Source organism: Pseudomonas mendocina, assembly GCF_900636545.1.
GTDB lineage: Bacteria > Pseudomonadota > Gammaproteobacteria > Pseudomonadales > Pseudomonadaceae > Aquipseudomonas > Aquipseudomonas mendocina.
The window spans coordinates 3710549-3730979 of the sequence record NZ_LR134290.1; the positions used below are offsets into that span (position 1 = coordinate 3710549).

The window sequence follows — 20431 nt, forward strand, 5'->3', positions numbered from 1 at the left end:
GTCATTTTTTCAACAAAACAAGTAACATCATATTGCCATCACGCCGTGGCTTGATATTCTGCTGACGCCAGATCACTTCGAGTGTCGAGCCTTACCCGCCCGCTTGTAGGCATTCCGGCAACGCCCAAGCCACTCGCTGCCGCCAGCGACGCCCCGGAAACCTGCACGAGCCTCCGCCCTCAACGCCTGGCCGAACGCCCGGCCAGCTCTTCTCCAGCGCAATTCACTCGTCATCTAGGCACCGCTGCACACATCGCCACGCATGCCTGCCCATCGCCTTGAGGCAGCCATGCCCGCTGCAGACCACAGGTTCTACGAGAACGCGTCACAAGGAGTTGTCATGAATACGCTTGCTAGAGTGCTGCTTGACCTGAGTGTCCGTAAGAAACTCATGGCCGGTTTCGGCCTGATCCTGCTCATCACCCTGTGCATCGCCTGGATAGGCCACTGGGCACTGGAAACCAGCCTGACCCGCTTCGACAACCTGTTGGGCGTCAACGCCATCGACAGCAAGCTGACCCAGGCCCGGCAACAGGAAAAGAACTACATCATCCGCGGGGAAACCCAGTACCTGAACCAGGCCGTCGCCCTTGCCGACGAGATCGGCGCCCAGGCCCAAGCCAGCGAAACGCGCCTGCAATTGCCGGAGAACAAGGCGCTGATGCGTCAGATCAAGGAAGACGTCGAGCGCTACCGCGCGGAACTGCTCCACCTGCAGGAAACCACCAACAGCAACCAGCAGGTTCAGAAGGCCATGGAAGATTCCGCCAGGGCAGCGCTCGAACGTTTCGAGTCACTGGCCGAACGACTGCGCCAGGCCGCCGTCGAGCAGATTCGCCAGACCAACGACACCAGCAGTATCGAACTGCTGGATCACGCCAACCTGGCCAACACCCTGTCCACCGAGCTGCTCGAAGCCAGGCGCAGGGAGAAGGATTTCCTCCTGCGCGGCGAAGACAGCTATGCCAGCAAGCTGGATGAACATTTCCAGTCGCTGGCAAGCAACGGCGAGAAACTCCAGCGCCTGACCCTGGATACGCAGGCGCGCCAGACGCTCGACGAAGCCATGCGTTCGCTCGGCGAATACCGCGAGCAATTCAAGAGCATGCGCGCCAGCCTGCAAGCCCGTGACCAGTCCGAGCAGGCGATGACCGAACGCGCCCGCGAGGTCGCGGCGGCCTCCAGCAAATCGCTGGGCCTGCAACGCACCCTGCTGGAGAGCGACTCCAACGACGCCAAGCACATGATCATCCTGGCGGCGGTGGCGGCGTTCGTCCTCGGTGTGCTTTGCGCCCTGCTGATTACCCAGGTGATCGTCGGCCCATTGCAACGCGTCGTCGCTGTCGCGCGTCAGGTCGCCAGTGGCGACCTGACACTCGATGTACGCAGCGAACGCCGCGACGAACTGGGCCAGCTGATGCAGGCCATGCAGACCATGACCGAGAGCCTGCGCGACCTCATCGGCAGACTTGGTGCAGGCATCACCCAACTCGCCACCGCCGCCGAAGAGCTGTCGGCAGTCACCGAGCAGACCAGCGCCGGGGTCACCGAGCAGCGCATGGAGACCGAGCAGGTTGCCACCGCCATGAACGAGATGGCGGCTACGGTGCTGGACGTCGCACGCAACGCCGAGAACGCGGCCACCTCGGCCAGCGACGCAGAGGAACAGACACGCCAGGGCGGCACCGTAGTGCAGCAGGCCATCACCAGCATCGAGCAGTTGGCACACACGGTTGAGGCCTCCGCCGAAGCCATCGGTCGCCTCAAGGGCGACAGCGCCAACATCGGCACCGTGCTGGACGTGATCAAGAGCATCGCCGAGCAGACCAACCTCCTCGCACTCAACGCCGCGATCGAGGCCGCGCGTGCAGGTGATGCCGGCCGCGGCTTCGCCGTGGTCGCCGACGAGGTACGGGCTCTGGCGCGCCGCACGCAGGAATCCACCCAGCAGATCGAACAACTGATCGAAGCCCTACAAAGTGGCGCCGAAAATGCCGTGGGCGTGATGAACAGAAGCCGCAGCATGGCCGGCGATACCGTGGACGCCGCGCGCCAGGCCGGCACTGCACTGACGCTGATCGACGAGGCCGTGTCGCGTATCCAGCAAATGAACCAGCAGATCGCCACCGCATCCGAACAACAGAGCTCGGTGGCCGAGGAGATCAACCGCAGCATTTCCAATATCCGCGACATCGCCGAACAGTCGGCAGCAGCCACCGAGGAAACCTCGGCCGCCAGCGTCGACCTGGCACGTCTGGGTAGCGACCTGCAACAACAGGTCAACCGCTTCCGGGTCAGCGCCTGAGCCCCGCGGCCCGATGTACGCATCGGGCCGCACCGCTCACCGGCGAAGCTCCAGCCCCCTTCCCCAGCGACAAGCCTGCCGATACCCTGTCGCCCGAACGCAACGGACAGCTTTGGCAGGACGCACATGACCCCGCGGATTTTCATCGTCACCACGCCCCACACCAGCGAGTTTCCCAATCCGATCACCTTTGCCGAGGGCGCGCCGCTGACGGTCGGCGAGGCGTACCGGGGCGATGAAGGCTGGGATAACTGGCTCTTCTGCAGCACGCCGGGCCAGGAATCTGGCTGGGTGCCGGAGCAAGTCATCGAACGGCTCGACGCCCCGCACGCCCGGGCTCGTGAGGCCTACACCGCGCGTGAACTCGACGTGCAACTTGGCGAACGACTGATCGCGTCGCGCCACCTCAACGGCTGGCTGTGGTGCACACGCGAAGCGACTGCCGAGTCTGGCTGGGTGCCGCAGGCCAACCTCGCCGAACAGGCGCCTGCCTGCGTGGTGCAGGAGGAAGTCAGCGGCTGTGGCATCGCCGCGGTCGCCAACATCCTTGGCAAGCGCTACGCCGAGATGAAGGCCGTCGCCAATGCCATGGGCATTCATGCCGAAGACGAGTCGTTGTGGTCCGATACCCAGTACGTGCGCCGCCTGCTCGCCAGCGGCGGCGCGAGGGCGGCAACCGGCGAGACGCCTTTCATTTCCTGGGAGGCCCTGCCGGACCTGGCTTTGCTGGCCATCAAGCACCACCAGGAAAACGGTCGCGACTTCTGGCATTGGGTGGTATTCGAACGCACGGCCGGCCAGATGCACGTGCTGGATTCGGCCAGCTATCTACCCTCCAACGTGCGTACCGACTTCACCGCCATGCAGCCGAAATGGTTTATCGCAGTGCACAGGGCCAACGCCTGACAGGCCCTGCAACTGCGCCATTCAGGTAAATGACGCAGTTGCCCGCGACCTCTGGCCACGCCTGGATAACGCTAATTGATCTTATTTAAATTTCGTTAGCCTGATAATCTTGCCGCCCCGTTTCCTGCCTGCCCGGATAGTCCCTCGATGTCGCCGCTCCAGCGCTGCCTGCTACCCTTTCTGGCCCTGACCCTGATCGCCTGCGAGCAGCAACCGAACTTCACGGCGGCAGAACCCGGCGAAGCCCTTTCCGCCGGCGCGGCCACGGTGCGCAAGTTCGATCACAACGCGTTCTCCCAGCCTTCGGCCAACCTGGCGCCGAGCCGGCGTCTGGACTTCTCGGTCGGCAACAGCTTCTTCCGCAACCCCTGGGTTCCGGCACCCGCCTCCACCACCGCGCGCGACGGTCTGGGCCCGCTGTTCAATACCAACGCCTGTCAGAACTGCCACCTCAAGGACGGTCGCGGCCATCCGCCCGAGCCGAATGCACTCAGCGCAGCCTCCATGCTGGTGCGCCTGTCCATCCCGGCCGGCCCCGAGCATGCCGAGCAGCTGCAACGCCACGGCGTAGTCGCCGAGCCCACCTACGGCGCCCAGTTGCAGGACATGGCCAATCCCGGCGTGGCCCCGGAGGGCAAGGTGCGGGTGAACTACAGCAGCGTGCCGGTGCGTTTCGCCGACGGCACGCTGGTGGAGCTGCGCAAACCGCAACTGGAGATCACCCAGCTCGGTTACGGCGACATGCACCCGGACACCCTGTTCTCCACCCGCATCGCCCCGCCGATGATCGGCCTGGGCCTGCTCGAAGCCATTGCCGAGCAAGACATCCTAGCCGCAGCCGACCCGGATGACGCCGATGGTGACGGCATCTCCGGACGCCCCAACATCGTCTGGGACCGCCAGCAGCAACGCAGCGTACTCGGCCGTTTCGGCTGGAAGGCTGGCCAGCCCAACCTCAATCAGCAGAATGCCGACGCCTTCGCCAATGACATGGGCCTGACCACCACGCTAATACCGCACGACAACTGCACCGCCGTACAGGCCGACTGCCTGGCCGCGCCCCATGGCGGCGAGCCGGAGGTCAGCGACAACATCCTCGCCAGCGTGCTGTTCTACAGCCGTAACCTCGGCGTGCCGGCGCGGCGCAACGTCGACGCCCCGCAAGTGCTCAAGGGCAAGAGCCTGTTCCACCAGGCCGGCTGCCAGAAGTGCCATACACCCAGCTTCACCACCTCGGCCGATGCCGCCGAGCCGGAACTGGCCAATCAGTTGATCCGCCCCTACACCGACCTGCTCCTGCACGACATGGGCGAAGGTCTGGCCGATGGCCGCGAGGAGTTCCTCGCCAGCGGCCAGGAGTGGCGTACACCGCCACTGTGGGGTATCGGCCTGACCCAGGCGGTCAACGGCCACACCCAGTTTCTCCACGACGGTCGCGCACGCAACCTGCTGGAAGCCATACTCTGGCACGGCGGCGAGGCCGAAGCGGCCAAGCAGCAGGTGCTGAAATTCGATGCCGATGAGCGAGCCGCGCTGCTCGCCTTCCTCAATTCCCTTTAAGGAGCCCGAGATGTTGCACAAGAGCCTGATCGCCTCCCTGCTCGGCCTGGCCCTGGTCGGCTGCGGCCAGCAGGATCAGACCGCCAAGGTCACTGGCGCCCTCACCGACGGCGTGCTTCTGCCGGCCTATAACAGCTGGCAGGAAGCGGATCGCCAACTGGCCGAACGTGCTGCGGCCTTCTGCGCCGGCAACGCCGATCTGCCCGCCGCGCGCCAGGCCTTTCTCGGCGCTATGAGCGCCTGGTCGGCGCTGCAACCGCTGATGCTCGGCCCGCTGGCCGAGGGCAACCGCGCCTGGCAGGTACAGTTCTGGCCGGACAAGAAGAACCTGGTGCAGCGCCAGGTCGAGGCGCTGCTCAAGAGCAAACCGCAACTGACCCAGGCCGACCTGGCCAGCGCCAGTGTCGTGGTGCAGGGCCTGACCGCCTCCGAGTACGTGCTGTTCGACGCCGACATCGACCTGACCCAGGATGAGCAGAAAGCCCGTTACTGCCCATTGCTGCAGGCCATCGGTCAGCATCAGCAGGCCCTGGCCGCCGATATCGTGGCGCAATGGCAGGCTGACAAGAGCGGGATGGCCGCGCAGCTCAAGCAGTTCCCCAACGAGCGCTACGCCGATTCCAAGGAAGCGGTGGCTGAACTGCTGCGCGTTCAGGTCAGCGGCATCGACGGCCTGAAGAAGAAGCTCGGCGCGCCGCTCGGCCGCCAGACCAAGGGCATCCCCCAGCCCTACCAGGCCGAATCCTGGCGCAGCAGCGCCAGCCTGGCCAACCTCGGCTCGGCACTGGCCAGCGCGGAACTGCTCTGGCACGGCAATAACAAGGATGGTCTGCAATCGCTGCTGGGTAGTGACCAGGCCGAGTTGGCGCAACGCATCGACGCCGCCTACCTCGACACGCGCCAGCGTCTGGCCGCCTTCGACTTGCCGCTGACCGAACTGTTGGCCAGCGAAGCCGGCCGCAAGCAGCTGAACGAGCTGTACGACAGCCTCAATCGCCTGCACCGCCTGCAGGAAAGCGAGCTGGCCAAGGCCCTCGGCGTACAGATCGGCTTCAACGCCCACGACGGGGACTGACGGATGCAACGCAGAACCTTCCTCGGCCTCAGTGCTGCAGCGGCCAGCCTGGCGGCTGCGGGCGCATTCGGCGGCTGGACGCTGTTCGGCCCCTCGGGGCAACCGCTGCTGCTGTCGGCCCGTGACGATGCCGATGGCAAGCACTATGCGGTCGGTTATCGCCTGGACGGTCAGCGCGCCTTCGCCACCGCGGTGAACGAACGCTGCCACGATGTGGTGCCGCACCCTACCTTGCCGCTGGCACTGTTCGTCGGCCGCCGCCCGAGCACCGAGAGCTACCTGATCGACACCCGCGACGGCCGCCTGCTGCAAACGCTCAGCTCGCCATCCGGGCGCCACTTCAACGGCCACGCGGTGTTCCACCAGGGCGGCGACTGGCTGTACACCACCGAGAACGACACCACCGAACCCGGCCGCGGCGTCCTCGGCGTCTATCGCCTGGACGCTGAGCGACTGCAACGCGACGGCGAACACGGCACACACGGCGTTGGCCCGCACCAACTGCTGTGGATGCCCGATGGCGAAACCCTGGTGGTGGCCAATGGCGGCATCCGCACCGAAGCGGAAAGCCGCGTCGACATGAACCTCGATGCCATGCAGGCCAGCCTGGTGCTGATGCAGCGCGACGGCAGCCTGGTCAGCCAGGAGTATCTGGCCGACCAGCGCAACAGCATCCGTCACCTGGCCGTGGCCCGCGACGGTACCGTGGTCAGCGGTCAGCAGTACATGGGCGACATGCACGATGCCGTACCGCTGCTGGCGATCAAGCGCCCCGGCCAGCCTTACCAGCCCTTCGCCCTCGGCGAGGCGCAGCGTACGGCCATGAACCAGTACACCGCCAGCGTGGCCATCCACGACGAGCTGCGCCTGCTGGCGATGACCGCACCGCGCGGCAACCGTTTCTTCATCTGGGACCTGGACAGCGCCGAAGTGCGCCTCGACGTGCCGCTGCCTGACTGCGCAGGCGTCGGCGCGGTGGCCGATGGCTTCGTCGTCACTTCCGGCCAGGGCCGTTGCCGCCTGTACGATTGCCGCGGCGCGCGCATCGTCACCAGCGCCCTGCAGCTACCGGCCGGCCTGTGGGACAACCACCTGCGCCTGGCCTGAGCCGGGCTCAGGCACTACCGCGCTCGATCAGCTCGAAGCCCACATCCATTCGCAGCGGCTGGCGCGCAGCCGCCGGCTCGGCAATACGCGCCAGCAGCGCTTCGGCAATGGCGCAGCCGATACGCGGCCCGTCCACCCGCACGGTGGAAAGCGGCGGATGGGTATGCGCCGCGCTGGAAAGGTCGCCAAAGCCCATCACTGCCAGATCCTCGGGGATACGCAAGCCACGGCTCAGCGCCTCGGCCATCACCCCTTGCGCCACCGTATCGGAACTGCACACCACCACCTCACCGGCAGCGCCGTCCTGCAGCAGGCGCGCCAGCCCCTCGCGACCAACCGCGAGCGTCGCCGGTGCAGGCAGAATCTGCGCCGCCACCGGTGCAGCCACGTGCTCCTGCAGCGCCGCAACCAGGCTGCGATAGCGACGCAAGCCACGCGGATCATCGATACCTACCGCCGACACCCGGCGGTAGCCCTTGCCGAGCAGGTAGCGCGCCACCGCCTGACCGACGGCCTCGTGCGAGAAGCCGACCAGCATGTCCACCGGGTGCTCGCACAGGTCCCAGGCCTCGACCAGCGGGATACCGACCCGCGCGAGGCGCTCGCGGCTCGCCTGGGTGTGCTCGGTACCGGTCAGCACGATGCCGTCCGGGCGCCGCCCCAGCACCGCTTCGAGCAAGGCTTCCTCCTGCTCCGGGCGATAGCCGGTCAGGCCCAGCAGGGTCTGATAGCCGGCTGCAGCCAGGCGGTCGGTCAGTGCCTGCACGGTGTCGGCGAAAATCGAGTTGGCGATGGTCGGCAGGAAAATCGCCACCAGCCGACTACGACTGGATGCCAGAGAGCCCGCGGCGAGGTTGGGTACATAGCCCGTCGCCCGCACCGCCTCCAGCACGCGCTTGCGAGTCGCATCGGTCACCACCTCGGGACGGCCGAGCGCGCGCGATACGGTAATCGGCGACACCCCCGCCACCCTGGCGACATCGATCAGCGTCGGTGCCGCACTGCTGCGAATACCGGCAGGTTTCCTGCCCATGTCACGCCTCCAGTCACTCGAGCGCCTTGCCGCGCCAGGCTTATCTACCTATCGAGATACGTTGTCATACAACTTTAGTCAAAGACGCCGAAATGATGATGCCCCGGCATCCGCTCAGAGCCACCGCCCCGCCTTGTGAATATTTCGCCCGAGCGGGATAAAGTGCCGTAATAGAGCCATTCATTCTAAATTTAAGTTGGCCCGCCACCGCTATTTACAGCAAGTGACGAGCCAAACGACAGCCGAATCGGAGCCCTCAATTTTCCCCCACTGTCACGTTGACATTGCTCGGGCGGGTGCTGATAATCGATTCAAGTCATACGACAACGTATGACAAACCAATAACAACAAGCAACAAGAGTCCAGGCCCCGCCATGACCACGACCTCCAGCGAACTGCGCCCCTTCAATCGCCTGCTGCTGACCGGCGCCGCCGGCGGACTGGGCAAGGTACTGCGCGAACGCCTGCGCCCCTACACGAACATCCTGCGCCTGTCCGACATCGGCGAAATGGCCCCTGCTGCCGGCCCCCATGAAGAAGTGGTGCGCTGCGACCTGGCAGACAAGGCCGCGGTGCATCAACTGGTCGAAGGCGTCGACGCCATCCTGCACTTTGGTGGCGTCTCGGTCGAGCGCCCTTTCGAAGAAATCCTCGGCGCCAACATCTGTGGCGTGTTCCACGTCTATGAAGCGGCCCGTCGCCATGGCGTGAAACGCGTGGTGTTCGCCAGCTCCAACCATGTCATCGGCTTCTACAAGCAAGACCAACACCTCGACGCCAACAGCCTGCGTCGCCCGGATGGCTATTACGGCCTGTCCAAGTCCTATGGCGAAGACATGGCCAGCTTCTATTTCGATCGCTACGGCATCGAGACCGTCAGCATCCGCATCGGCTCCTCGTTCCCCGAGCCAGCCAACCGCCGCATGATGAGCACCTGGTTGAGCTACGACGACCTCACCCACCTGCTCGAACGCTGCCTGTACGCCCCGAACGTAGGCCACACCGTGGTCTATGGCATGTCGAACAACCGCGAGGTGTGGTGGGACAACAGCCAGGCCGCGCACCTGGGCTTCAAGCCCAAGGACAGCTCGGAAATGTTTCGCGACAAGGTCGAAGCGCAGCCGATGCCGGCCGCTGACGACCCAGCACGTATTTACCAGGGCGGCGCCTTCGTTGCAGCCGGCCCGTTCGGCGACGACTGAAGCATCACCTCGCCGCCCAAGCCATAACAACAACTAGAGCGCCCCTGCCATGACAGCCGAACTGATTGTCGATGCGCGCAACGCCACGGGCGAAAGCCCGGTTTGGAACACAGCCGAGCAGGCCCTTTACTGGGCCGACATTCCTGCCGGACGCCTGTATCGCTGGTCTGCCGCCACTGGCCAGACGCAAAGCTGGCAGGCCGAGGAAATGCTCGCCTGCATCGCCATGCATCCGGCTGGCGGCTGGCTCGCCGGCATGCAGAGCGGCATCTTCCACCTGCGCCTGCAGGACGACGGCAAGGTACAGGGTGAACGCCTGGCAACCGTCGAACACGCCCGCCCGGAAATGCGCTTCAACGATGGCCGCTGCGACCGTCAGGGCCGTTTCTGGGCCGGCACCATGCTGCTGGACATGGCCCAGGGCGCACGCGTCGGGGCGCTGTATCGCTACGACGGCCAGCTGCGACAGGTACTCGATGACTTCATCGTGCCCAACGGCCTGGCCTTCAGCCCCGATGGCCGCACCCTGTACCTCTCCGACTCGCACCCGACCGTGCAGAGCGTCTGGGCCTTCGACTACGACACCGACAGCGGTACGCCGCACAACCGTCGCCTGTTCATCGACATGAAGCAGCATCCAGGCCGCCCCGACGGCGCCGCGATGGATGTCGACGGCTGCTACTGGATCTGCGGCAACGACGCAGGCCTGATCCATCGCTTCACCCCGGATGGCCGCCTCGACCGTTCGCTGGCCGTGCCGGTGAAGAAGCCCGCCATGTGCGCTTTCGGCGGCGCCAATCTGGACACCCTGTTCGTCACCTCGATCCGCCCCGGCGGCGACCTCTCCGACCAGCCACTGGCCGGCGGCGTTTTCGCCCTGCAGGCGGGCGTATGCGGTATCGAGGAGCCTGCCTTCAAACCCTGATCCGATTCACCCCGGGCCGTTCGCGGCACCGGACTGCACTGCTGTTCACCAACAACAACAAGACGGAGCTTTCCGCATGAACCTCAAACGCAAGTTGCTTCTCGCCACACTTCCTTTAGCGCTCGGTCTGTCTTCCTTCGTACAGGCCGAGACGACCCTGAAGATTGCTGAAATCCACCCTGCCGGCTACCCGACCGTAGTCGCCATGGAGCACCTCGGCAAGAAACTGGAAGCCGCCACCAATGGTGAAATCAAGTCCCGCATGTTCGCAGGCGGTGTGCTGGGTTCCGAGAAGGAAGTGATCGAACAGACCCAGATCGGCGCCGTCCAGCTGACCCGCGTCAGCCTCGGCTCGGTTGGCCCGGTGGTGCCTGCCACCAACGTCTTCAACATGCCCTTCGTGTTCCGCGATATCGAACACATGCGCAAGGTAGTCGACGGCGAAATCGGTCAGGAAATCCTCGACGCCATCACCAATTCCGACTTCAACATGGTTGGCCTGGCCTGGATGGAAGCCGGTAGCCGCAGCCTCTACACCAAGAAGCCGGTACGCAAGCTGGAAGACCTCAAGGGCATGAAGATCCGCGTGATCGGCAACCCGCTGTTCATCGACACCCTCAACGCCATGGGCGCCAATGGCATCGCCATGGACACCGGTGAAATCTTCAGCGCCCTGCAAAGCGGTGTGATCGACGGCGCCGAGAACAACTCGCCGACCCTGCTCGAGCACAACCACTTCCGTGCGGCCAAGTACTACACCCAGACCCATCACCTGATCCTCCCCGAGCCGCTGCTGATGTCCAAGACCACCTGGGAGAAGCTCACCCCCGAGCAGCAGGCCCTGGTCAAGAAGCTGGCCAAAGAGGCCCAGCTGGAAGAGCGCGACCTGTGGGTTGCCAAGGAAAAGGCCAGCGACGAGAAGCTCAAGGCTGAAGGCGTCGAGTTCATCGAAGTCGACACCAAGCCCTTCTACGACGCTACCGCCCCGGTACGTGAGAAGTACGGCGCGCAGTTCGCCGATCTGATCAAGCGCATCGAAGCCGTTCAGTAATCCACGCGCAAGCGCGCGGCGCCGGCAACCCTGCCCGCGCCGCGCCACCGGTGAAGTCTCATGAAAAACCTGGTTCTGGGCGTCAATGACGTCATCTACCGTGCCTGTATCACCACCGCTGGCCTGGCGATCGTGATCATGGCCCTGATCATCCCCTGGGGCGTGTTCAGCCGTTACGCACTCGGTCAGGGCCTGGGCTGGCCCGAACCCATCGCCATCCTGTTGATGGTGCTGTTCACCTTCGTCGGCGCCGCAGCCAGCTACCGCGCCGGTGCGCACATGGCCGTACAGGTGCTGAGCGATCGTCTTCCCGAAGTCGCTCAACCCTTCCTCACCCTGTTCGTACGCCTGGCCATGGGCGCCATCGCCCTGTTCATGCTGATCTGGGGCTACAAGCTTTGCGTCGCCACCTGGAATCAGTACCTCAGCACGCTGACCTGGATGCGCGTCGGTATCAGCTACGCTCCGATTCCCCTTGGCGGCCTGATCACCCTGCTGTTCGTCATCGAACAACTGCTCTACGGCGACCAGCACAAGCGTCGCGTCGTCGATTACGAGAACTGCGAAGATTCCAAGGAGTCCGTGTAATGGATGCCGCCATTCTGCTGGGCAGCTTCATTGCCCTGATCCTGCTGCGCGTCCCGGTCGCCTATGCCCTTGGCCTGGCCACCCTGATCGGCGCCTGGTACATCGACATCCCGCTGCACGCCGTGATGATTCAGATCGCCGGCGGCGTGAACAAATTCTCCCTGCTGGCCATTCCGTTCTTCGTCCTGGCCGGCGCGATCATGGCCGAAGGCGGTATGGCTCGGCGCCTGGTGGCATTCGCCGGGGTACTGGTGGGCTTCGTCCGCGGCGGCCTGTCGCTGGTCAACATCACCGCCTCGACCTTCTTCGGCGCCATCTCCGGCTCCTCCCTGGCCGACACCGCCTCGGTCGGTTCGGTGCTGATCCCGGAAATGGAAAAGAAAGGCTACCCGCGCGAGTTTTCCACCGCGGTCACCGTCTCCGGCTCGGTACAGGCGCTGCTCACCCCGCCCAGCCACAACTCGGTGATCTACTCACTGGCCGCTGGCGGTACGGTGTCCATCGCCGCGCTATTCGTCGCCGGCATCGGTCCTGGCCTGCTGCTGAGCTTCACCATGGCGGCGCTGTGCCTATGGTTCGCCAAGAAACGCAACTACCCGAAAGGTGAAGTGATTCCGCTGCGCCAGGCGCTGAAGATCTGCGCCGAGGCACTATGGGGCCTGATGACCATGGTCATCATCCTCGGCGGCATCCTCAGTGGCGTATTCACCGCCACCGAGTCGGCGGCAGTCGCGGTGGTCTGGGCCTTCTTCGTGACCATGTTCATCTACCGCGACTACAAGTGGAGTGAGCTGCCGAAGATGCTGCATCGCACGGTGCGCACGCTGTCGATCGTGATGATCCTGATCGCCTTCGCCGCCAGCTTCGGCTACATCATGACCCTGATGCAGATTCCGTCGAAGATCACCACCGCGTTCCTGACCTTCTCGGACAACCGCTACGTGATCCTGATGTGCGTGAACTTCATGCTGCTGGCCCTCGGCACGCTGATGGACATGGCGCCGCTGATCCTGATCCTGACCCCGATCCTGCTGCCGGTGGTGACCTCGTTTGGCGTCGACCCGGTGCATTTCGGCATGATCATGCTGGTCAATCTGGGTATCGGTTTGATCACGCCACCGGTAGGTGCGGTACTCTTCGTCGGTGCCGCCATCGGCAAGGTCAGCATCGAGAGCACCGTGAAGGCCCTGCTGCCGTTCTACCTCGCGCTGTTCGCCGTGCTGATGGCCGTTACCTATATCCCCGCTATCTCGCTGTGGCTGCCGAGCGTGGTGCTCTGACAGCCAACCCGGGGCATTGAACGAAACGCCGCCCAACCGGGCGGCGTTTTGCTTTAGGGCCTGATTGCAGGCCATGACAAGACAGGATTTACGTCATGCAAGGTTCCACCCCATTTCCCCGTCACATCGCCGTTCTGATCCTCGCGTCGCTGGCCTGCTCGTTCGCCGGCAACCATATCGCCGCGCGGATCGCCTTCGACCACGACACAGGACTGCTCCTGGCGATGCTCGCGCGCGCCGGCGTGACCCTGCTGGTGTTGGTCGCGCTGGTGCTGTGGCGACGCGAGTCGTTGCAACTGGGGCGGGCCACCTGGGGCTGGCAGATCCTGCTGGGCCTGCTGATCGCCATCCAGAGTTTCTGCATCTATTCGGCCGTGGCACGCATCCCGGTGGCACTGGCGTTGCTGGTGGTGAACCTGTCGCCGATTCTTCTGGCATTGCTCACCTGGGCGCTCGGCGGCCCGGCACCGACGCGCCAGGCGCTGGGGATCATGGGCGTTATCCTGTTCGGTCTGGTACTGGTGCTCGACGTTCCCGGACGCCTGAGCAGCAGCGCCGCGCCGGATGGCGAATGGATCGCCGGCATTCTGTTCAGCCTGACCGCTGCCGGGGTGTTTGCCGTCGCCCTGTGGATCACCGAGCACCGCCTCTCCAGCCTGGCCGGCTCGGTACGCAGCATGCTGACCCTGGCGGTAGTGTTCAGCGCCTCCACCCTGCTCGGCGCCAGCGGCCTGATTCCGGGCGGCTTGAGCCTGCCCAGTGCGAGCGTCGGCTGGATCGCACTGGCATGCCTGGTGCTGCTCTATGGTGCAGCCTTCTCCACTCTGTTCATCTGCATGCCACGCCTGAACATCGCGCGTAACGCTCCCGTGATGAACATGGAGCCGGTGGCAGGGATGGTCCTGGGTTGGCTGATCCTGGGTCAGGTTTTGGGGGTTCTGCAGGTGGTCGGCGGCTTGATCGTGGTAGGCGGAATCGTAGCCCTTGCCTATCGCCGCTAGCGGCCCTTGAAAACACCTACGTTTCCAGAGGCTGCCGAGAAGCCCATGCGCACCCGTATTTTTTCACTGCTAAAACGAGCGCGGCGGCCCAAGGCCGCCGCGCTCGTTGATCCAGTATCAGCCGTGCAGTGCTTCAGCCTCGGCCGCTTCGTGCGCCTGGCGCAGGCGCTCGCGACTGTTGGTCAGGTGCAAGCGCATGGCCGCTCGCGCCGCCTCGGCGTCCTGACGCGCGATGGCTTCGAAGATCTGCTCGTGCTCACGCTCCAGGCGCGCCATGTAATGGGTCTGATCGTCACGTGCCAGGCCGGCGGAATTGACCCGGGTCCGCGGGATTATGCTGGTGCCGAGATGGCTGAGGATATCGGTGAAATAGCGATTGCCGGTGGCCTCGGCGATGCGCAGATGGAAATGAAAGTCCGAGGACACTGCATCACTGGCATGCGCGGCGCTCTCATTGATGGCATCCAGCGCTTCACGAATGGCCTTCAGCTGCGCATCACTGCGCCGTGCAGCCGCCATCCCGGCAGACTCCACCTCGAGACTGATACGCAATTCAAGAATGGCCAGCACGTCGCGCAAGGTGACGATGGTCGCCGGATCGATGCGAAAACCACTGGCGCTGGGGGTATCCAGCACGAAGGTGCCGATGCCGTGGCGGGTCTCCACCAGTCCGGCGGCCTGCAAACGCGACAACGCTTCACGTACCACGGTACGGCTGACGCCTTGCTCTTCCATGATCGCCGATTCCGTCGGCAGCTTCTCACCGCGCTTGATATGCCCATCGCGAATGCGTTGCGACAGCTCGGCCACCAACTCCTGGGCCAGGCTGCGGTGCTTGCGACGAGCACGAGGTTGAGCGTTTTGCGTTTCCATGGTGGACGAATTCTCGACTTGAGGCTTTGCGGTAATGATAGCCCAGCAGTTGTACGATGACACTACGAATTCCCGACATTTACAGCCCCAGGAGCGCCAAATGGCAACGACTCTGCTGACCCTGAGCGATAGCCTGACACAGTTGACCCTCGCCCCGGAACTGGGCGCAAGCCTGGTCAACTGGACTCGCCTGAGCGATGGCCGAGCGCTGCTGCGACACAGCGACGAGCAGGCGCTAGCCGCCGCCAATCCTAGGCGCCTGGCGTGCTATCCATTACTTCCCTGGTCCAATCGCATCGGGGGTGGCGGCTTCGATACACCTGCCGGCTGGCAGGCTCTAAGCGCCAATACCGATCATGAGCCCCTGCCGATTCATGGCAGCGCCTGGCAACAGTCCTGGCAGGTAGTCGACGTGACATCCGACAGCGCAAGCCTGCAACTCGACAGCCAGTCGCCGTTCCCCTACCGCGCCGCTCTGCAGGTTCAACTAACAGACGGCTGTCTGCGCCTGACGTTACAAGCCACCCATCTTGGCGAGCAGCCCACCTGGTATGGTCTCGGCCTGCACCCTTATCTGCCGCGCAATGCACACACGCGGATACAGGCCAAAGCCGAGGGTGTATGGCTATGCGGCGAAGACAAACTTTCCAGCCAGTGGGTCGAGTTGCCGCTGGCCTGGAACTTCAACGGGCCAACGTTGCTGCCGCAGCAACTCGTCGACAATGCCTTTACCCAATGGCCCGGCGAGGCCCGCATCATTCAGCAGGACGCCGATTATCAACTCGTCTGCACAGCACAGGGCAGCGACGTATTTCTGCTGTTCTGCCCGCAAGAACAGAACTTTTTCTGTTTCGAGCCCGTCACCCACCCGGTCAATGCGCATCATCTACCGCAGCGTCCGGGGTTGCAGTTGCTGGCGCCCGGGCAAAGTTGCCAGCTCAGTTTCAGCTTGCATTATCAGGCGCTACCGGGCTGATTACTGGACATTCAGGGGGCGTTAGCGATAATAATCGCCAGTTGCACAGTGCAACTTTTCTCGCAATAAAGTTACATATAGACAAGTAGCGAAGAAAAGGAGGCGATGCAAAGCGCAAACTTTGCATAACCGGCTCCTTGTCTAGCAAAGCGAAGCCCCTAGATCGATTCCTGACCGCAGCAGTGAAGCCTGACGTTTCACGTGTCCTGTGGGTCGATCACAACATACAGGTAGAACACGTGACGAAAGACGAACTGCGCGCCGAACTTGAGCGCCAGGCGCAGCGTTACAAGGATGTATACGGCGGAGAAGTCATCACCTACGCCGCTCAGCCGGACCCTGACCGCAAACCCTGGCGCAAGAAACCCAGCCTGCTCGACCAGGCCTTCGACAAAGAAATCGAGAAGATCGAGAAAGAACGCCGGGAAAAGCAGGAAGCTGCCAACGAAGCCGCCGGCTAACGACCGCTAGCCCAGGGTTCAAACATCAAGAGTGTGCAGCACGGGTAAAACTCCCGAAACCTATCGGGCAAGTATCACCCACTCACATACTTGCTAAAGATGCACTACCGCCACGACTGCTACAGCGGAAATCCACTCGGCCAAGAAGCGGTGGATTTCCGACAGTGCGCAAGTGCCGGCCGTCTCAGCGCTTCTTGCCCCCCATCAGCGAGCCCATGAGTCCTCGCACCAATTGCCGACCAAGTTGGTTGGCAGCCTGACGCAAGGCACTTTTCATCGCACCACCGATGATCTCTCCCGCCATCTGCCCCAGCCCTTGTTCCTGTGCGGCGGCCTTGGTCTTAGCACTCGAGGACGCAGGCGCTTCGGCGGAGGCCTTAGCAGCTCGGGCAGTGAGCAGCTCGTAGGCCGATTCACGGTCGATTGGCTTGTCGTAGCGCCCCGCGAGCGATGACTGGCGCACCAGCGCCGAACGCTCCGCATCGCTGAGAGGGCCGATACGTGACTGCGGCGGGGCGATGGCCACGCGCTGGACCATCGCGGGTGTGCCCTTCTCTTCCAGGGTTCCGACCAGCGCTTCACCGATCTCCAACTCCGTCAGCACGCCAAGGGTGTCGAACGCCGGATTCGGACGAAAGCCGTCGGCCACGGCGCGCAAGGCCTTCTGCTCCTTGGCGGTGAAGGCGCGCAAACCGTGCTGGATGCGCAAGCCGAGCTGGGCCAGCACATCATCCGGCAGGTCCCCCGGCGACTGGGTGACGAAATACACCCCGACGCCCTTGGAGCGAATCAGCCGCACGACTTGCTCCAGGCGCTCCTGCAGGGCTTTGGGCGTGCCCTGAAAAAGCAGGTGAGCCTCATCGAAGAACAGCGCCAGTACCGGTTTGTCGGCATCACCACGCTCCGGCAATTGCTCGAACAACTCGGCAAGCAGCCATAGCAGGAAAGTCGCATACACCTTGGGCGCTTCGTGGACCAGGCGCGTGGCGTCGAGCAGGTGCACGCGTCCACGACCATCACGATCCGGGTGCAGCAGGTCTTCGAGCTGCAACGCCGGCTCGCCGAACAGCGCCTCTGCGCCTTGCTGCTCAAGACCTGCCAGACGACGCAGCAGTGCCTGAGCGGAAGCATTGGTGAACAGCGCAGCATCTTCCCCGAGAACCTGCGGATTGTCCTTCAGGTAGCCGAGCAGCGCCTTCAGATCCTTCAGATCGAGCAACAGCAGACCTTCCCGATCAGCCACCTTGAATGCCGCATAGAGCGCGGCCTGCTGGCTGTCGGTCAGTTCGAGCAGTGCGCCGAGCAACAACGGTCCCATCTCACTGAGCGTGGTGCGCAAAGGGTGACCGCTCTGGCCCTGCACGTCCCACAAGGTCACCGGGTAGGCCTGCGGCTGGTGATTCAGCCAGGGCATGCTGGCGATACGCTCGGCGATCTTGCCCTGCGGTGCGCCGGCGGCACCGAGGCCGCACAGATCGCCTTTGACGTCGGCAGCGAACACCGCCACCCCGGCATCGCTGAAGGTCTCGATCAAACGTTGCAGGGTCACTGTCTTGCCGGTACCGGTAGCGCCGGCAATGAGGCCGTGACGATTGCCCAGACGCAGCGGCTGACCCACCGCCTGCCCATCACTGCCAGCACCCAATACGAACTGCGAACTCAAAGGCATCTTGCCATCCCCTGGAAGCTTAACTGCGGGTTTGCCGTGATCGGCCGCGAACAGGACTTCAAGCGCAGCCGTGGAACACAAGACTGGTTGCAGAGCCATGCAGACGCAAGACCAGCCGAGCAAAAACCTGCAATCTCACTGATCACGGCAGGCCCAGCGCTTCATATGCAGCTGGACATGACGAAGGGCGCCACAGCGCCCTTCTCGTTCGTCACTCCTGCTCGGTCTTCGGCCCCTGCCGCTCCTGCAACTGTGGCCACAACTCGGCTGCTTCGGCGAACTCGGTACCGTCCTCGTCGCTGAGCGCATCGGGGTCGTAACGCCGCACGCAGCCTTCGCCCAATGTCGGCGGCGCCTTGGATGTCGCCTTGTCCAGTGGATCGCTCATCGCTCTACCCTCAACCCACGCTCAGTTCGCCCTGCTCGTGCTGAGCGAATTCCTTGACCGCGCGGAGCACGTCATGCCGACTGATTTGCCCAACCAGGCGACCATTCTCGATCACCGGCATGCGCCGACGCCGGCCACGCAGGAAACGCTCCGACAGTTCGATGATGTCCGCCTCCGGGCTGACCGTCTCCACGGCGGTGGTCATGTAGGTACTGACGGTGCCGCCGACGGCCTCGTAGTAGGCACCGGAGAGAATGCCACGCAAGCAGTCACCCTCAGACAGCAGGCCAATCAGGTGGCCTTGGGAGTCGACCACCGGCGCACCGGAAATCCGGTGCTCCAGCAGCCGATTGATGGCAGTGAACAGATCCGTATCCGATCGGAACGTCACCAGATGGCGAGTCATGTAGTCGCGCACCTTGATGGACTTGAGCATGGGCTTTCTCCTCTATGCATCGGGCCAGCCCACGCAGCAAGATCAGTCGAACACCACCGTCTTGTTGTCGTGCACCAGCACTCGGTCTTCCAAGTGATAGCGTAGCCCACGCGCCAGAACCATCTTCTCCACGTCCTTGCCCAGGCGCACCATTTCCTCGATATCGTCGCGATGCGTAACGCGGACTACATCCTGTTCGATGATGGGGCCGGCATCCAGTTCTTCGGTAACGTAATGAGATGTTGCACCGATCAGCTTCACCCCACGCAGCGAGGCCTGGTGGTAGGGCTTGGCCCCCACGAAGGACGGCAGGAAGCTGTGATGGATATTGATCACTCGCTGGGCAAACTCGGCGCACAGCGCTGGTGGCAGAATTTGCATGTAGCGCGCCAGAACGATGACATCGGCGCGATGCTCCTTGACCAGGCGCTCCACCTCGGCGAAGGCTGGGGCCTTATCCGCAGGATCGACCGGCACGTGGAAGTAGGGAATGCCATGCCATTCGACCATGCTGCGCAGGTCGTCATGGTTGGCGATCACGCAGGGAATCTCGCAATCGAGCTCATTGCTGTGCCAACGGTGCAGCAAATCGGCCAGGCAGTGCGATTCGCGACTGGCCATCAGCACCACACGCTTCTTCTGCGCCGAATCGGTAATGCGCCACTCCATCGAGAACTCGCGCGCGATGGGGGAGAACGCCTGCTTGAAACCATCCAGATCGAACGGCAGAGAATCGGCACGAATTTCGTGACGCATGAAGAACCAACCACTCTGCGTATCGGAATGGTGACTGGCCTCGGTGATCCAGCCGTTATAGGTGGCGAGAAAATTACTGACTTTGGCAACGATGCCGACGCGGTCAGGGCAGGAAATGACCAATCTGAACGTGCGCATAACTAAGATTCCAATGGCGGCACATAAAGCCTGCCATTCTAACGATATGCTGGCAAAACTGCAGTAGGCGCGACGGCGGCGCCTGGGGTCGGCCGCCCGGATAATGCACTACTGTAGAGCACTGAAAACTTCCCGGACTATTTGTAATAGTCGATTTAATTTCGGCCTGATCGACACAAAGGGTTGCATTGCACTGCAGTAATTTCATGTTTCACTGTTTACTTGCTATTAGTGCCTGACTATTATTACCCCACTGTTCACTACCACAGACTTATTCACGCCAAGGTAAAGCCCATGTCGCTGATCAATGAATACCGCGCTACAGAAGAAGCCATCAAAGAACTGCAAGAACGCCTGAAGAACCTGTCGCAAGACGACAAGCTGAAGAAAGAGCTGGAATTCGAAGGCAAGCTGCGCACCCTGATGGGCGAATATCAGAAGTCGCTGCGCGACATCATTGCTCTGCTCGACCCGGAAGCCAAAACCGGCAAAGGCGTTCGCGCTGCCAAGCCTGCCGCTACCAAGCGCGCACGCAAGGTCAAGCAGTACAAGAACCCGCACAGCGGTGAAGTGATCGAAACCAAAGGCGGCAACCACAAGACGCTGAAAGAGTGGAAAGCCAAGTGGGGCGCCGACGTCGTCGAGGGTTGGGCCACCCTGCTGGGCTAACTCCAGAGCGACGCCACAAAACGCCAGCCATG

The 20431-nt window shown here is 63.3% G+C and carries 20 protein-coding genes; 14 read left to right on the forward strand and 6 right to left on the reverse strand.

Annotated features, from left to right (window positions below; all coding sequences use genetic code 11):
- The first annotated feature begins 340 nt into the window (after positions 1-340).
- The 5 genes from EL191_RS17265 (at position 341) to EL191_RS17285 (ending at position 6953) form a co-directional block, all read left to right on the forward strand.
- Positions 341-2305 (forward strand): HAMP domain-containing methyl-accepting chemotaxis protein, encoded by a 1965-nt coding sequence (locus EL191_RS17265; RefSeq protein WP_041979769.1) that lies wholly within the window; start codon positions 341-343, stop codon positions 2303-2305.
- A gap of 126 nt (positions 2306-2431) precedes the next feature.
- A complete protein-coding gene (locus EL191_RS17270) occupies positions 2432-3211 on the forward strand; it encodes a hypothetical protein (protein WP_080764284.1) in 780 nt (259 codons plus the stop codon).
- A 147-nt stretch (positions 3212-3358) separates the two neighbouring features.
- Positions 3359-4771 (forward strand): di-heme oxidoreductase family protein, encoded by a 1413-nt coding sequence (locus tag EL191_RS17275; RefSeq protein ID WP_041979768.1) that lies wholly within the window; start codon positions 3359-3361, stop codon positions 4769-4771.
- Between the two features lie 10 nt (positions 4772-4781).
- Positions 4782-5846 (forward strand): imelysin family protein, encoded by a 1065-nt coding sequence (locus EL191_RS17280; protein WP_041979767.1) that lies wholly within the window; start codon positions 4782-4784, stop codon positions 5844-5846.
- Positions 5847-5849: 3 nt separating this feature from the next.
- Positions 5850-6953 (forward strand): DUF1513 domain-containing protein, encoded by a 1104-nt coding sequence (locus EL191_RS17285; protein WP_041979766.1) that lies wholly within the window; start codon positions 5850-5852, stop codon positions 6951-6953.
- Positions 6954-6960: 7 nt separating this feature from the next.
- Here EL191_RS17285 and EL191_RS17290 read toward each other — a convergent pair whose 3' ends face one another.
- Complete coding sequence (locus EL191_RS17290) at positions 6961-7986, reverse strand: LacI family DNA-binding transcriptional regulator (RefSeq protein WP_041979764.1); 1026 nt, start codon at positions 7984-7986, stop codon at positions 6961-6963.
- Between the two features lie 374 nt (positions 7987-8360).
- Between EL191_RS17290 and EL191_RS17295 the strand changes: the two genes are divergently transcribed.
- The 6 genes from EL191_RS17295 (at position 8361) to EL191_RS17320 (ending at position 14033) form a co-directional block, all read left to right on the forward strand.
- The gene (locus EL191_RS17295) at positions 8361-9188 is read left to right on the forward strand and encodes an NAD-dependent epimerase/dehydratase family protein (RefSeq protein ID WP_013716718.1); all 828 of its coding nucleotides are present in this window, start codon (positions 8361-8363) and stop codon (positions 9186-9188) included.
- Between the two features lie 49 nt (positions 9189-9237).
- A complete protein-coding gene (locus EL191_RS17300) occupies positions 9238-10113 on the forward strand; it encodes an SMP-30/gluconolactonase/LRE family protein (protein WP_013716719.1) in 876 nt (291 codons plus the stop codon).
- Between the two features lie 76 nt (positions 10114-10189).
- Positions 10190-11164 carry a TRAP transporter substrate-binding protein gene (locus EL191_RS17305; protein WP_041979762.1) on the forward strand — a complete coding sequence of 325 codons (975 nt, stop codon included), beginning with the start codon at positions 10190-10192 and terminating at the stop codon, positions 11162-11164.
- Positions 11165-11224: 60 nt separating this feature from the next.
- The gene (locus EL191_RS17310; RefSeq protein WP_013716721.1) at positions 11225-11752 is read left to right on the forward strand and encodes a TRAP transporter small permease; all 528 of its coding nucleotides are present in this window, start codon (positions 11225-11227) and stop codon (positions 11750-11752) included.
- Positions 11752-13032 (forward strand): TRAP transporter large permease, encoded by a 1281-nt coding sequence (locus EL191_RS17315; RefSeq protein ID WP_017362750.1) that lies wholly within the window; start codon positions 11752-11754, stop codon positions 13030-13032. The genes EL191_RS17310 and EL191_RS17315 overlap by 1 nt, the downstream gene beginning before the upstream one ends.
- Positions 13033-13127: 95 nt before the next feature.
- The gene (locus EL191_RS17320) at positions 13128-14033 is read left to right on the forward strand and encodes an EamA family transporter (protein WP_013716723.1); all 906 of its coding nucleotides are present in this window, start codon (positions 13128-13130) and stop codon (positions 14031-14033) included.
- A gap of 117 nt (positions 14034-14150) precedes the next feature.
- On the opposite strand, the gene EL191_RS17325 is transcribed toward EL191_RS17320, so the two are convergent.
- The gene (locus tag EL191_RS17325; protein WP_013716724.1) at positions 14151-14906 is read right to left on the reverse strand and encodes a FadR/GntR family transcriptional regulator; all 756 of its coding nucleotides are present in this window, start codon (positions 14904-14906) and stop codon (positions 14151-14153) included.
- Between the two features lie 100 nt (positions 14907-15006).
- On the opposite strand from EL191_RS17325, the gene EL191_RS17330 reads away from it, so the two are divergent.
- Together EL191_RS17330 and EL191_RS17335 are read left to right on the forward strand one after the other, a co-directional pair.
- The gene (locus EL191_RS17330; RefSeq protein WP_041979760.1) at positions 15007-15882 is read left to right on the forward strand and encodes an aldose 1-epimerase; all 876 of its coding nucleotides are present in this window, start codon (positions 15007-15009) and stop codon (positions 15880-15882) included.
- Positions 15883-16121: 239 nt separating this feature from the next.
- Positions 16122-16343 (forward strand): hypothetical protein, encoded by a 222-nt coding sequence (locus EL191_RS17335; protein ID WP_013716726.1) that lies wholly within the window; start codon positions 16122-16124, stop codon positions 16341-16343.
- Positions 16344-16527: 184 nt separating this feature from the next.
- Here the strand turns inward: EL191_RS17335 and EL191_RS17340 are convergent, their stop codons facing one another.
- The 4 genes from EL191_RS17340 to purU all read right to left on the reverse strand — a co-directional run bounded on the left by EL191_RS17340 (position 16528) and on the right by purU (position 19730).
- Positions 16528-18012, reverse strand: coding sequence for a helicase HerA-like domain-containing protein (locus tag EL191_RS17340; RefSeq protein ID WP_041979758.1), 1485 nt, complete (start codon positions 18010-18012; stop codon positions 16528-16530).
- A 211-nt stretch (positions 18013-18223) separates the two neighbouring features.
- Positions 18224-18400: a hypothetical protein gene (locus tag EL191_RS24430; protein WP_164722336.1), complete on the reverse strand. Its 177-nt coding sequence runs from the start codon at positions 18398-18400 to the stop codon at positions 18224-18226.
- Positions 18401-18410: 10 nt separating this feature from the next.
- On the reverse strand, positions 18411-18836 hold the full coding sequence (locus EL191_RS17345) for a CBS domain-containing protein (RefSeq protein WP_041979756.1): 426 nt from the start codon (positions 18834-18836) through the stop codon (positions 18411-18413).
- A 42-nt stretch (positions 18837-18878) separates the two neighbouring features.
- Positions 18879-19730: a formyltetrahydrofolate deformylase gene (gene purU / locus EL191_RS17350; protein ID WP_013716730.1), complete on the reverse strand. Its 852-nt coding sequence runs from the start codon at positions 19728-19730 to the stop codon at positions 18879-18881.
- A gap of 294 nt (positions 19731-20024) precedes the next feature.
- On the opposite strand from purU, the gene mvaT reads away from it, so the two are divergent.
- Positions 20025-20399: a histone-like nucleoid-structuring protein MvaT gene (gene mvaT / locus EL191_RS17355; RefSeq protein WP_013716731.1), complete on the forward strand. Its 375-nt coding sequence runs from the start codon at positions 20025-20027 to the stop codon at positions 20397-20399.
- The last annotated feature ends 32 nt before the right edge of the window (positions 20400-20431 follow it).